Source organism: Micromonospora sp. NPDC050695 (genome assembly GCF_040654415.1).
GTDB lineage: Bacteria > Actinomycetota > Actinomycetes > Mycobacteriales > Micromonosporaceae > Micromonospora.
On sequence record NZ_JBFAHZ010000001.1, the window covers coordinates 202,872 to 216,124 of the forward strand.

General features: G+C 72.5%; 10 protein-coding genes. 7 read left to right on the top strand and 3 right to left on the bottom strand.

The genetic code is table 11. From position 1 onward, the window contains the following. Positions 1-39: 39 nt before the first annotated feature. Both hutU and AB0H52_RS01020 read right to left on the bottom strand, forming a co-directional pair. The gene (hutU, locus tag AB0H52_RS01015) at positions 40-1,695 is read right to left on the bottom strand and encodes a urocanate hydratase (protein ID WP_357944366.1); all 1,656 of its coding nucleotides are present in this window, start codon (positions 1,693-1,695) and stop codon (positions 40-42) included. Between the two features lie 16 nt (positions 1,696-1,711). After that, entirely contained in the window at positions 1,712-2,560 is an 849-nt protein-coding gene (locus AB0H52_RS01020; RefSeq protein ID WP_151487533.1) for a MurR/RpiR family transcriptional regulator, read from the bottom strand. A 186-nt stretch (positions 2,561-2,746) separates the two neighbouring features. Here AB0H52_RS01020 and AB0H52_RS01025 point away from each other — a divergent pair, with 186 nt between their 5' ends. From AB0H52_RS01025 to AB0H52_RS01055, 7 genes are all read left to right on the top strand, one after another. Next, positions 2,747-4,072 carry a hypothetical protein gene (locus AB0H52_RS01025; RefSeq protein WP_357944369.1) on the top strand — a complete coding sequence of 442 codons (1,326 nt, stop codon included), beginning with the start codon at positions 2,747-2,749 and terminating at the stop codon, positions 4,070-4,072. Between the two features lie 32 nt (positions 4,073-4,104). Then, positions 4,105-5,223: a glycosyltransferase gene (locus AB0H52_RS01030; protein ID WP_357944372.1), complete on the top strand. Its 1,119-nt coding sequence runs from the start codon at positions 4,105-4,107 to the stop codon at positions 5,221-5,223. Continuing rightward, the gene (locus AB0H52_RS01035; protein ID WP_357944375.1) at positions 5,220-6,428 is read left to right on the top strand and encodes a glycosyltransferase; all 1,209 of its coding nucleotides are present in this window, start codon (positions 5,220-5,222) and stop codon (positions 6,426-6,428) included. Before AB0H52_RS01030 ends, AB0H52_RS01035 begins: the two co-directional genes overlap by 4 nt. A 65-nt stretch (positions 6,429-6,493) precedes the next feature. Continuing rightward, complete coding sequence (locus AB0H52_RS01040) at positions 6,494-7,648, top strand: glycosyltransferase (RefSeq protein WP_357944378.1); 1,155 nt, start codon at positions 6,494-6,496, stop codon at positions 7,646-7,648. Next, entirely contained in the window at positions 7,645-8,709 is a 1,065-nt protein-coding gene (locus AB0H52_RS01045) for a glycosyltransferase (protein ID WP_357944381.1), read from the top strand. The genes AB0H52_RS01040 and AB0H52_RS01045 overlap by 4 nt, the downstream gene beginning before the upstream one ends. Next, positions 8,706-9,770 carry a glycosyltransferase family 4 protein gene (locus AB0H52_RS01050; protein ID WP_357944384.1) on the top strand — a complete coding sequence of 355 codons (1,065 nt, stop codon included), beginning with the start codon at positions 8,706-8,708 and terminating at the stop codon, positions 9,768-9,770. The genes AB0H52_RS01045 and AB0H52_RS01050 overlap by 4 nt, the downstream gene beginning before the upstream one ends. Then, positions 9,767-11,263, top strand: coding sequence for a flippase (locus tag AB0H52_RS01055; protein ID WP_151487526.1), 1,497 nt, complete (start codon positions 9,767-9,769; stop codon positions 11,261-11,263). The genes AB0H52_RS01050 and AB0H52_RS01055 overlap by 4 nt, the downstream gene beginning before the upstream one ends. A 17-nt stretch (positions 11,264-11,280) precedes the next feature. Here AB0H52_RS01055 and AB0H52_RS01060 read toward each other — a convergent pair whose 3' ends face one another. Then, the gene (locus tag AB0H52_RS01060) at positions 11,281-12,987 is read right to left on the bottom strand and encodes a hypothetical protein (RefSeq protein ID WP_151487525.1); all 1,707 of its coding nucleotides are present in this window, start codon (positions 12,985-12,987) and stop codon (positions 11,281-11,283) included. Between the last annotated feature and the right edge of the window lie 266 nt (positions 12,988-13,253).

Genomic DNA, 13,253 nt, shown 5'->3' on the forward strand with positions numbered 1-13,253 from the left:
TCGCGACTGCGGGGCTCCGCTGCGCTGCACTCCTCGCGCTCACGCGGCCCCCTCGGCCATCGGGATGCGGACGCCGGTGCGCTCGGCGACCTCGCGGGCGCTGTCGTAGCCGGCGTCGACGTGCCGGATGACGCCCATCGCCGGGTCGTTGGTGAGCACCCGCTCGATCTTCTGCCCGGCCAGGACGGTGCCGTCGGCCACGCAGACCTGCCCGGCGTGGATCGACCGTCCGATGCCGACACCTCCGCCGTGGTGAATGGACACCCAGGAGGCGCCGCTGGCCGTGTTGACCAGCGCGTTGAGCAGCGGCCAGTCGGCGATGGCGTCGGAGCCGTCGGCCATCCCCTCGGTCTCCCGGTACGGGCTGGCCACGCTGCCGGTGTCCAGGTGGTCCCGACCGATGACGACCGGGGCGGAGAGCTCGCCGGAGGCGACCATGTCGTTGAACCGCACGCCCGCCCGGTCCCGCTCGCCCTGGCCGAGCCAGCAGATCCGGGCCGGCAGGCCCTGGAAGGCGACCCGCTCGCCGGCCAGCTTGATCCATCGGGCCAGCGACTCGTTCTCCGGAAACAACTCCAGGATGGCCCGGTCGGTGGCGGCGATGTCCGCCGGGTCGCCGGAGAGCGCGGCCCACCGGAACGGCCCCCTGCCCTCGCAGAACAACGGCCGGATGTACGCCGGCACGAAGCCGGGGAAGTCGAAGGCGCGCTGGTAGCCGCCGAGCTGCGCCTCGCCGCGGATCGAGTTGCCGTAGTCGAAGACCTCGGCGCCGGCATCGAGGAAACCGACCATCGCCTCGACGTGCCGCGCCATCGACGCCCGCGCCCGGTCGGTGAACTCGGCCGGCTTGGCCTTCGCGTAGTCGCGGGCGTCGGCCAGCTCCACCCCCACCGGCAGGTACGCCAGCGGGTCGTGGGCACTGGTCTGGTCGGTCACGATGTCGATCTCGACGCCACGGCTGAGCAGCTCGGGGAAGACCTCGGCGGCGTTGCCGACCACGCCGACGGAGAGCGCGAGCCGGTCCCGCTTGGCGGCGCGGACCCGCTCCACCGCGTCGTCCAACGAGTCGGCGACCTCGTCCAGGTAGCGGTCGTGCACCCGGCGGTCCAGCCGGGTGCGGTCCACGTCGACGATCAGGCAGACGCCACCGTTCATGGTCACCGCGAGTGGCTGCGCGCCGCCCATCCCGCCACAGCCGGCGGTCAGCGTGAGCGTGCCGGCCAGCGTTGCCTGGAACCGCTTCGCGGCGACCGCCGCGAACGTCTCGTAGGTGCCCTGGAGGATGCCCTGCGTGCCGATGTAGATCCAGGAGCCGGCGGTCATCTGCCCGTACATGGTCAGGCCGAGCTGTTCGAGGCGCCGGAACTCCGGCCAGGTCGCCCAGTCACCGACCAGGTTGGAGTTGGCCAGCAGCACCCGGGGCGCCCACTCGTGCGTCCGCAGCACGCCGACCGGCCGGCCCGACTGGACCAGCATCGTCTCGTCCTCGCGCAGATCGGTCAGCGTGCGGACCAACGCGTGGTACGACGGCCAGTCCCGGGCGGCCTTGCCGGTGCCCCCGTAGACGACCAGGTCGTCGGGGCGTTCGGCCACCTCGGGGTCGAGGTTGTTCATGAGCATTCGCAGGGCGGCCTCCTGCGGCCACCCCCGGGCGGTGAGCTGGCTGCCCCGTGCGGCACGGACGGGCTGGGTCATCTCTGGTCTCCTCCGGTCAACCGAGGAACAACTGTCGGCGGGCCGCGGAGGCTTCGAACGCCTCCAGTCGGCGCTGGGTGTCGGCCGGCGCGGCGTCGCAGATCGCCTGCAACAGCACCATGGCCAGGGTCATCGGTGCGGTGTGCAGGTCGAAGACGAGCTGGGCGCCGACCGCGGCGGGCAGCACCACATCGGCGTGCTCGGTGGCCGGGCTCACCGGCGAATCGGTGATCGCCACCACGGTCAGCCCGGCGGCGCGTGCCTCGCGCAGCGCGTCCAGGGTCTCCCGGGGGTAGCGGGGCAGCACGAAGGCGAGCACGGCGGACGCGCCGGCCTCGGCGGCCTGCTCCAGGCGGTCGGTCAGCATGGTGCCGCCGTCGTCGAGGACCCGCACGTCCGGGTGCACCTTGGCGGCGAAGTAGGCGAAGTACGCGGCCAGCGGCGCGGCGGCGCGCAGGCCGAGCACCGGTAGCGGGCGGCTGGCGGCGAGCAGCCGGCCGGTGCTGGCGATCCGGTCCCGGTCGGCGAGCTGGCCGGCCAGTCGGTCCAGGTTGCCCATCTCGGCGCGTACCGCCTGCTGAAGTTCGTTGCCGGCGTCCGTCGGCCGGCCGGCGGCGGCGGTCAGGTCGCGCAGTCGACGGCGCAGCGCCGGGTAGCCGTTGTGGCCGAGCGCGACGGCGAACCGGGTGACCGACGGCTGGCTGACCCCGGCCAGTTCGGCGACCTCGGCCGCCGACAGGTACGCCACGGCCGGGGCGTGCTGCACGAGGCAGTGCGCGATCCGCCGCTGGGTGGGGGTGAGCCGCACTCCGTCGAACAGGTCGAGCACCTGATCGACCGGCGCTCCGGCAGCTCCTTCATTCACACCGCGACTCTATGCATGAAAACTTTCAGAGGCAATGGTCGGACGATCGGACACATCACCGACGATCGGCGATGTGAGATCTACCGATTCGATGATTGTTGCCCTGATTGGTGGCCCCAGCGGTGACGCACCGCGCTGGAGCGGTGATTGTAGGATCCGCACGGCGGTTGGACAGAGGAGTCGCGCATGCAGCCGGAAGGCCCCTACCGGTTCACCCACCCGCTGGGTGGATCTCCGGTCGGCACGGCGTGGGCTGCCATCGACGAACACGGCCGGCTCGTGACCGTCGCGGTGCTGGACGCCACCGTCGCCGGCACCGCCGGTTGGCGCGAAGCCTTCGCCGGCACCGCGAACACCCTCGCCCAGGGCTCCGACGCGATGTCGTTCGCGTACGCCGACTTCTCGGCCACCGCGCCCTGGGTCGCGTATCCCGCCGAAGCGGGTCCCGGCGCCGAGAAACTGTTCCGGGCCCTCGGCGTGGAATACACAGCCGCACCGGCCCTGCCGGTCTCCGCGCCGCCGGTCTCCGCCTCCCCGGTGTCGAGTACGCCGGTCTCCAGCCCGCCGCCGGTGTCCGGCGCGCCCCGATCGGCGGCCGACATGCCGCACGCCCCCTGGGCCGTGCACGCGAACCCGGTGTCCAGTCAGCCGGTGTCCGCGTCCCCGCAGCCGGTCTCGGGCGCGCCCACATCACCGTCCGCCGCGGACACGATGGCGGGCACACCCGTCGACGTTCCCGGGCCACCGATCGCGCAGACCCGTCCGGTGGTGCCGCTGGCCGATCCGTTCGCCGCTCCCGTCCGTCGCATCAAGCTCTCCGAACCCCGCCCGCGGCGTACCGGGCTCTGGGCGGGAGCGGCGGCGCTGGTCCTGGTGGTGCTCGCCGGAGTCGGCGGCGTGGTGATCTGGGGCGGCGGGTCGGACGACCCGGGCAAGCCGCAGACCGCGCCCACCACGAGCATCCTGTCGCCGGCGATCCCGACGACACCACCGCAGTCGCCCGGCATCGAACCGCCCAAGCCGGGCGCGTGGCCGACGCAGTGGCCGCGGTTCAACGAGCGGGACACCGTCCGTACCCTGACTGATCTCGATGGCCTGGGCTTCCCGGTGAAGGTCCCGACGACCTGGCAGTGCACGCTCGCCGCCCGTGCCGAGGGGATCGTCAAGTACCAGTGCGGCACCGCCGCGACGGGCAACCAGGCGATCGGCGGCGAAGTGATCGTGCGTGAGTGCCCGCAGCCGTGCACCGACCAGTGGCAGAATGCCATGCGCTCGGTCGAGGAGGCGTGGGGTGCGCAGTGGATCCGCAGCGGCCTGTACGCGAGCTACGCCGAGCAGATCATCGAGGTCGACGGCACGCAGCGACACGGCCTCGTCGTGGTCGCCTACTTCCGCAGCGGGGAAGAAGGAGCCATCAACCGTCAGCTCGTGATCCGGATGACCTCGCCGGTGCCCGAGGCGTACCAGTTGCGACGCTTCGCCAGCTACATCCGCGACGTGGTCGTCTTTTGACCGGGTCGAGCGGAGTGGCGCCGACGAGCCTCGTGCCGTCCACACCGTACGCCGGTCTTCGACCCCTCGCCGACCAGTCGGTTGCGCTGATCCATGAGTGGTTCGGCGCCACCGGCGGGTCCGAGCAGGTGTTCCTCCAGATGGCCGAGCTTGTGCCGCACGCCGATCGCTTCGTTCTCTGGAAGGACCACGACGCCACGGTGGACCGGGAGATTCGCGAATCCTGGCTGGCGAAGACCCCGTTGCGGCACAGCAAGGCGCTCGCGCTCCCGCTCATGCCGCTCACCTGGCGGACGCTGACCCGCAGGAAGTACGACGTGGTCCTCTCGTCGAGCCACGCGTTCGCGCACACCGTGAAGATCGGCGACCCGGAGCGCACCCGCCACCTGAGCTACGTCCACTCGCCCGCACGCTACGTCTGGAGCCCGGCCCTCGACCAGCGCGGAGCCAACCCGGCGCTCGCGCCGGTGCGCGCCGCCCTGCAGGCCGGTGAAAAGCGGCTGAGCCGGCACGTGCACGGCTACGCGGCGAACTCGTTGGAGGTGCGGGAGCGCATCCGCCGCTACTGGGGGCGGGACGCCACGGTGATCAACCCGCCGGTGGAGGTGGACTACTTCGCGGCGGCCCCGCCGGCCGTACGCGACCAGGAACGCTCCTACCTGCTCGGCGTCGGCCGCTGGATCCCGTACAAGAACTTCGACCTGATGATCGAGATCGCGGCGGCGGCCCGGTTGCCGTTGGTGATCGCCGGCGGAGGCCCCGAGGAGGAGAATCTGCGCCGACTCGCCGCCCGCGTCGACGTGTCTGTCGAGTTCGAGGTCAAACCGACCACGGAGCGGCTCCGCGAGCTGTACTGGGGCGCGGCCGTGCTGCTCTACCCCGCTCTGGAGGACTTCGGCATGATCCCGGTCGAAGCGCAGGCCTGCGGGACGCCCGTGGTGGGTTGGGCGCGTGGCGGGCTGCTCGAAACCGTGGTGACCGGCGAGACCGGCTTCCTCCTCGACTCGGGCGACCCGGGCGCGTACGTGGACCCGATCCGTCGGGCGTCGCACCTGCCCGCGCAGGCGGCAATGACCAACGCCCAACGGTTCACACGACAGGCATTTCAGGCGAACTTGGCCCGGTGGCTGTCCGAGCAGGCGTCATCGTGACCGCCTCCGTGCCGGATCGTCCCCGAGCGGGCGACGCACCCGTGGCGAACGTGCTGATGCTGGGCACCGCCGAATGGGACTCTCCGATCGCGACGAACCAGCACTACGTCGCGCGAGAGTTAGCCCGGACCGCGAACGTCACGTTCGTCGAGTCACTGGGCCTGCGCCGGCCCACGCTCCGCCGTGACGACGTGGTCCGGATGGCGTCGCGGCTCCGCCGCGCGCTGGGCGGCCGGGAGGTCCCGGCGCAGCGGCCCCGCCCGGCGGGCACACAGATCGTGTCGCCGCTCGTGCTGCCGGTGCACCGCAGGCCCACCTACCCGGTCAACCGTGCCCTGCTCCGCCGTGCCACCGCCGACTGGCTCCGGAGCGCACGCCCCCGCGTGCTCTGGACGTTCACGCCGGTCACCTACGGCCTGGAAGAGGCCGCCGACCTCGTCATCTACCACTGCGTCGACCTGCTGGCGACGTTTCCCGGCGTGGACGCCGTCGCGGTCGCCCGCGGCGAGCGCTCGCTGTCGCCGCGCACCGCCGTCGCCGTCGCCACCAGCACGGCCGTCCAGGAGCATCTCGCCGCCGTCGGCTTCCCCCGCATCGAGCTCCTGCCCAACGTCGCGGACGTGTCGGTGTTCACGGCGGCGAGTAAGCCAGCCGCGCACCGCCGACCCGACGTCCTCTTCTCCGGCAACCTCACCGTCCACAAACTCGACCTGCGGCTCCTCGAGGCGATCGCCACCGCCGTACGCGGCCGGGGCGAGCTGCTGCTGGCCGGGCCGCTTGCCGCCGGTGGGGGCAGCTTCGATGCGGAGCTGCGGCAGTTGGAGGCCCTCGGTGCCCGCCACCTTGGCGTCCTCACCCCGGACCAGCTCGCCGAGGCGGCCGGCACGTGTGCCGTGGGCGTCATCCCGTACGCGATCAACGACTACACCCGGGGTGTCAGCCCGCTCAAGTGCTTCGAGTATCTGTCCTCCGGGCTTGCGGTGCTGAGCAGCCCGCTGCCCGCGGTGGCCGAACTCGCGCGGACCAATCCCCACGTGACGGTGGCCGAGGCGGACGACCTGCCCGCTCACCTGCCCGGCCTGCTGCGACCGGTCACCGACGCCGTCGTCGGCGCCCGGATGGCGAGCGCCGCCGAACACGGGTGGGAGGGGCGCGGGGTACTGCTGCGCGACCTGTTGCTTACCGAATTGACCCACGGGCGGTAGCCGGCCATGCGAATCATCGAGCGTGGGCCGCAGCGCGGTCGCACCCCGCGTCGGGCGGTTGCGGCATGACCCGCGTGCTTGTCGTCACCGTCGAGCCGCCCTGGCCGGCACAGCACGGTGGCCGGATCCGCACCGCCCGGGTCGCCGAGGCGCTGAGCCGCGACGCCGAGGTGCTTGTCACCTTTCCCGACCACGGCGATCGGCAGCCGGACGCCCCGGTCACGACCCGTCCGCTGCCCTGGTCGCCACCACCGGCCGTCCGCACCCGGGCGTCGGGCCGGCCCCACCTGGGTGGGCACTACCTGGCGCCGGTCGCCGACTCCCTCACGGCGCTGTGCGACGAGTTCCGGCCCGACGCCGTGTACTGGTCGCACTCCTACCTGGCCGCGTGGGCGCCACCGGCGGCACGGCAAGTGCCGCAGGTCGTCGAATTCGCCAACATCGAGAGCCGCCGGCTCGCGACGATGGTGGGGGCGGCCCACGGGTGGCAGCGCGTCGCTCGCCGCGCCGAGGCCGCCAAGGCCGCCTTCTGGGAGCCCCGGGTGGCCGCGCGTGCTGCCCTCTGCGTGGCGCTGTCCCCGCCGGACCGGAACGTGCTGCGCGGGTGGACCAGCGACGTCGTCCTTGCCCCGAACGGTGTGGACGTGTGGCCGTACCAGCCCTCGCCACCCGACGGGTACGTCCTCGCGTTGGCGTCCTACGACTATGAACCCAACGTGCGGGCCCTGCGGACCTTCGTGCGGGACGGGTGGCCACTCGTCCGCGCCGCACTCCCCGTCGCCCGGCTCGTGGTGGCGGGCCGGCGCAGCGAGGCGTTGGCGCGGGAGTTCGCCGACGTACCCGGGGTTTCGGTCCTCGGCACGCTCGACGATGTGGCCGACGCGTACGCCGGGGCTGCCCTGACCGTCGCTCCCGCCACAACCGGCGGCGGCGCCCAGCTCAAGCTGACCGAGTCGATGTCGCGGGGCCGGTGTGTCGTCATGAGCTCGTTCGCGGCGCAGGGCCTCCCGGCCGCGATACGCGGCGTGGACTCGCACCGGGTGGCCGACAATCCGCACTCCTTCGCCGGCTCGGTGGTCGACGCACTGCGGGACTCGTCCACGCGCCACGTCCGGGAGCTGGCGGGCTGGCGACGGTGCGCGACGCTCGGCTGGCCCGAGACCGTTCGCGAGCTGGTCGACGCCATCTCCATGCTCGTCAGCCGGACGGCCACACCGTGATCCGCCGCGTCCACCTCGTCGAGTCCGGCGGCCGGGGCGGGGTCTTCAACCACTCCGTCGAGGTCGCCGCCGGCCTGGGCGGACTCGGCGTCGACGTGGTCGTGCACACCGCCGACGACTGCGACGCAGCACCGGCTCCGGTGACCCTCTGCCGATGCGTCACCTGGCACCGCACCTCACCCAACCGTCGGGTCCGGCAGGCCCGGACGTCGACGCGCTACCTGCTTCGCACATTGCCGCACCTGCACCAGGTGATCGGCCCGCAGGACGTCGTGCACATCCAGGGCCTGTTCGCGCTAACCCCAGAACTGATCTCCATCGCCCGGCTGCGTCACGCGACGGTCGTCGCGAGCCCGCACAACACCTTCGTCCGTTCGAACGCCCCCGGTGGCGGGCGGGCGCTGCGCAGTGCGCTGCGGGACGCCGACCGGGTCCTCGTCTACTCGGACGCCGACCGGCGACGCCTTCTCGACCGGGGGGTGGCGAACGTCGACCAGGTGCCCCTGACGCAGTGGACGCCGCCCCCGAAACCGGCGCTCGTCGACAGGTGGCGCACCGAGCTGAACCCGAACGGTGGCAAACTCGCCCTGCTGCCCGGCCAGGTCCGGGCCGACAAGAACCCCGAGCTGTTCGTCCGGGCCGTCGCGCAGTTGCCCGACTGGCGGGGCGCGGTGGTCGGGGAGGATCTCGGGCCGGGCCTGCGAGTCGACGCGCTAATCGACCAGACCGGGTCGGCGGTGACGACCGCGTACCGCTACCTGGGCGTCGACGAGTTCACCGCGCTGGTCGCGGCGGCCGACGTCGTCGTCGCGCCGTACGAGGTGGCCAGCCAGTCCGGTGTCCTCGCCGTGGCGGCCCGACTGGGTGTGCCGACCGCGGTTGCACCCTGCGGCGGTCTGAGCGAGCTGGCCACCGCCGTCGCCCGGGACACCAGCGTCGCGGCGATCTCGGAGGCCATCGCCCTCGCCGACGAACGCGGCGCGAAGCCTGTCGACACGACGGACGCCGCGGGCCGGGTCCTCGCCGCGTACGCCGCAGCCCGGCGGAGCCAGACGCCATGATCGTCACGGTGGTCTCGGTGTCGGACACCGCCGGTGGTGCCGAGGCGCACACCGTCGCGCTCGGTCGAGGGCTGCGCGACCGTGGCCACGACGTCGCCCTGTACGGCCGGTGCCCAGGGTGGGCGGAGCACGGTCTCGACCGCAGCGACATCGACCTCGGGCCGAAGTGGTCCCGCCGGACGATGACCGCCGGGCTGCTGCGGGTGCCCGTCGAGCGGCACCGGACCCAGGCCATCGCCGAATCCTCCATCTACTACATGCAGTTCAAGCGGGAACAGATCGCGCTGACCGCGCCGCTGGCGCGTCGAGCGCCCGTCGTGTGGACGGAACACGGACGGTGGATGGGCGGCCTGGTCGGTCGTCTGCTCCTCGCCGGTTACGCGCGCGCCGCCGAGCACGTCTCCCGGGTGGTCTGCGTCAGCGAAGCCGTCGCCGCCGACCTCGAACCAGTGGTCGGCCGGGACAAGCTGGTCGTGGTGCCGAACGCGATCGACACCCGCCGGTACGCGGCGCCGCCGGCCCGGGCGCGGGCGGCCCTGCGCCAACGGTTGCTCCCGAGCCGTTTCCACGATCGCCGGGTCGCCGTCCTCGCGGCGCGACTGCACGGCGCGAAACGACACGACCGCGCCGTCGCGGCGGCACTGGCCAGCGGAAGCGCCCTGGTCGTCGTCGGTGACGGTCCGGACCGTGAGCGGCTGAAACGGATCGCCGCCGGAAACCCCGACGTGCACTTCACGGGCCACCGCGACGATGTGCCCCACCTCCTAGCGGCCAGCGACTTCTACATCTACTGCGGCGCGGAGACCGACGGCACGCCGACCTGCGTCCTCGAGGCCGCCGCCGGCGGTCTGCCGATCGTGGCGTTCCGCGGCGATCCGGGTACGGAGCTGATTCCGCACTGCGGGGGCATGGTCATCGGGGAGCCGGCCGACCTGACGGCCGACGCGGTGTCGGCGCTGCTGGAGCAGCGGGGAGCCGGTGTCGCCTACGTCGAGCAGCGGCACGGGCGCGACAGGTGGCTCGACGCGTACGAACGGACCTTCGGGGAGTGCCTCCGATGACCTCATCGGGACAGACGACGACCGAGCCGGCCGACCGGGGCTCCGATGCGACGGCTCCCGCACCGGCCGGCTCGGCGGACGCCACCCGGTCGGCGCGCGGGCTCAGCACCGCCACCGCCGTGTCCCTCGGGCTCCGCCTGCTCGGCATGGTCGTGGGCATGGCGACCACCTCCGTGCTCGCTCGGCACCTGAACCCCAGCGGCTACGGCGTCTTCGCCCTCGCGCTCACCCTCGGTACGGCGGCGGCACAGGTCGCCGACATGGGCACCACGATCACGGTGAGTTCCCGGATCGCGCGGGAGAAGGCGGCGGCCGGCGGCATCCTGACGACCGGCCTGCTCATCCGTACGTCGGTGGCGCTGCTCGCGACCGTCGCCCTGCTCGCCGCCGCCGCCGGCGGGCTGTTCGGGGAGTCGAGCGCTGTCGTGAGCGTCATCGCCATCGCGACGCCGTTGTCCGCGGCGTCCGTTCTCACCGCGGGGGCCACCGCCCGGTTCCGTCCCGAGGTGTCGGCGGTCCTCGCCCTCGTCCAGGGCGTCCTATGGCTGGTGGCGGTCGCCTTCGTCGCCCGGACCGGCGGTGACGTCGTTCTGCTCGCGTGGTTCTTCGTCGCCGTCGTGGCGATCCAGACCGGCATCGGGGTCGCGATCAACCGGAGGTTGGTGCCGCTGGGTCGACCGTCCTGGGCGGAGGCGGGCCGGATCTTCGCGCTGAGCTGGCCACTCGCGATCAGCTCGTTGGCGGTCATGGCCTACTACCGACTGGGCTCGGTGATCCTCTTTCACCTGAAGGGGGCGGCGGAGGTGGGCTACTACTCGGCGGCCTACAAGTTCCTCGACGTCGCCCAGCTCGGGCCGGCGATGCTGGTGGCCCCGCTGCTGCCGGTTGTGGCGACGAGTCTGAACATGGACGCACACCGCCGGAACCTGATCTTCAGCTTGGCGACCCGCACCGGCGTCGTGATCGGTGCGGGTACGGCGGTGCTGCTGATCGCGTTGGCACCCGCCCTCGTCACCTACCTCTACGGTGACGACTTCGGCCCGGCGGTCACGCCCCTGCTCCTGCTGGCGGTGGCCTTCGTCGGCGTTACCCTCGGCTACGTCGGCACGACGATCTGCTCCGCGCTGGGCCTGGTACGACCGATCGCGGTGTTGACCGTCTCGGTGGCGGTGGTCAACCTCGCGGCGCAGTTCTGGGCCTGTGCCCGATGGGGCGCCACCGGCGCGGCGGCCGTCGCCGCGGCGACCGAGTTCGTCATCGGCGCCACCACGTGCCTGCTGGCCGCACGCGCGATGACGTCACGGCTGCCCGTCCGGGAGATGGCGAGCGTCCTCGCCGTGGGCGCCGCCACGGTTCTCGTGCTGTGGCTGGTCCGGCTGCCGTGGCAGGTCGAGGGAGCGCTGGCCGCCGGCATGTTCGGTGTGTCGGTGCTGGGCACCCGGGCGATCACCCTGGCGGACCTCAGGCGGGTCCTGTCCCGCAAAGCCCTCTGAGGCCCTGCTCGCGCCCGTCACCAGGTCTTCCCGGTCCGGAGGTGCTGCCAGGTCAGCCCGGTGCACTCGACCGGCCCGGTGCCGCAGGACAGCGCGGCGTTCGTGTTGGTCGCCCGGCTGCCGTCCACCCGCACCAGTTCGCTGACGTCGACGGCCAGCTCCAGCGCGTACGAGACAAGCGATCCTCCGGCGGCGACCGCCGCTCCCCGTGCGCCCTGCGCGGATCGCAGCCCGTCGCCGCGGAGCACTGCCGCACCCGAGTTGCGCACCCGTGCCACCCCACCCGTCGTGTCGTCGATTGTCACGTTCGACACCGTCAGCTCCGTGGTGGTGTTGAGGTCGACCAGCCAGGGCGTCCCCTCCGTCCGCGTCTGGGTGACGGCCAGCCGCGGCAGGACGTGAGTGGCCGCCGGGGCGGTGAGCAGGGCCCCGCCCCGGCCGGCGATCTGCACGCCAGACACGCTTGCCCGTCGTACCGCCGCGTGGGTCGCCCATCCGGGCATCTCCACCAGGTAACTGTCGCCGCTCGCGGTCAGGCTGACCGCGCGTACGGTCAGCTCGTCCACCACTCCTGCGATCTGGGCGACGGCGGTGCCGGCGGACGTGCCCGCGACGGTCACCCCGCTCACCAGCAGCTGACCGATCGTCGCCGTCTGGGCCACCAGCAGCAGAGGCGCGGCGTCGAGCTGTTCGGCGACCACGTCCTCGACGGTGAGACCGCCGAAGGTGGCCGGCCGGAAGGGTGCGACCCGCACCAGCGGCTCATTCCCGCGGCGCCCCTGGACCCGCAACCCACGTAGCTGTACGCGGCCCACCGCCGAGCCGTTGATGTGCACCATGCCGCCCCGACCGGGCAGCGTGCCGGCCGCGACCTGCTCGACGATCAGATCGTCGACGCGGCCGCCGGTGGTACGCCAGTCGGCGGTGTCGTCACCGATCCAGATGACGTTGTTGCCGGCGAGGCCCGTGACGCCCCGGATGGTCGTGCGCAACGCGGCGGTCTCCGGCGACCCCCCGAGCACCTTGACCAGGGCCGCGAGCGAGGCCACGCTGACGTCCTCGATGACCGTGTCGGTCACCGGTCCGGACACGTCGTCGTACGCCTGCCAGTCGCGGGGGGTGATGGCGACGGTGTCGTCACCCGTCGAGCCGCGGATACCCGAGATCCTGGTCCGCGCGGCGGGCCCCTGGATGTGTACGCCGTCGGAGTGCACCGCGAAACTGATCTCCGTGACGGTGGCGTCGATGACGTCGCCCAGGGAGATTGCGTACTTGTCGCTGGCGGTCCGTACCGTCAGCCTCTTGAGCGTCAGGCCGTCAACCCGGCGCCACCGCAGGGTGTGCAGATCGGGGCCCGTGCCCCCGACCCCGCTCGCGCGGGCCCAGGTTCCGCCGATGACGGTGATGTCCCGGTCCCGGCCGCCCTCAATCACCGCCGCGTTGATGAGCAGGTTGCAGGCGCTGCCGGCCGCCAGGGTGACCGTGCAACCGGACATGATCAGCGTCGTGCCGGTGGGCACCACGAGGGGCGCGCTGACCCGGTAGTGCGCGTTGTCGGCACCGCGTACCAGGCCGCCCGCCCCGCTGCGGAGGGCGGCGTTGAGCACGTCGGTGTCATCGCTCCCGGACGGGGGCGGCAGCAGCACGATGCCCTTCGAGGGCGGGGCGTCACCGGCGAGGACCATGCCGCTGGCGGCGGCGAGGAAGATGCGGCGGGTGATCATCTGCGGCTCCGGGGGTGATCCCGGATGACCATACCGGGTGGCGACCGCCGACTACGCGTACGCCATGTCAACCGTGCGACCGAAACGATAAGCATCGTACTGATGGCCCGGCAATCGGCCGACCGGCGATCCCCGTTCACCCCGCTGGCCGGGGTTGTCGGGGCGAGCTTCCGGCGACGCTCGTGCGCGCCCCTGCTGATACTGTGAGCCGCGTCGGCCGATGTGCCGTGCTGCTCGACCCGCCACATTGTACGGTCGCTCTGGTC

Bases quoted from the DNA above. Each gene is read 5' to 3' on its own strand.
- hutU (WP_357944366.1), bottom strand. From the start codon at position 1,695: ATGACCCAGCCCGTCCGTGCCGCACGGGGCAGCCAGCTCACCGCCCGG.
- AB0H52_RS01025 (WP_357944369.1), top strand. From the start codon at position 2,747: ATGCAGCCGGAAGGCCCCTACCGGTTCACCCACCCGCTGGGTGGATCT.
- AB0H52_RS01040 (WP_357944378.1), top strand. From the start codon at position 6,494: ATGACCCGCGTGCTTGTCGTCACCGTCGAGCCGCCCTGGCCGGCACAG.
- AB0H52_RS01050 (WP_357944384.1), top strand. From the start codon at position 8,706: ATGATCGTCACGGTGGTCTCGGTGTCGGACACCGCCGGTGGTGCCGAG.
- AB0H52_RS01055 (WP_151487526.1), top strand. From the start codon at position 9,767: ATGACCTCATCGGGACAGACGACGACCGAGCCGGCCGACCGGGGCTCC.
- AB0H52_RS01060 (WP_151487525.1), bottom strand. From the start codon at position 12,987: ATGATCACCCGCCGCATCTTCCTCGCCGCCGCCAGCGGCATGGTCCTC.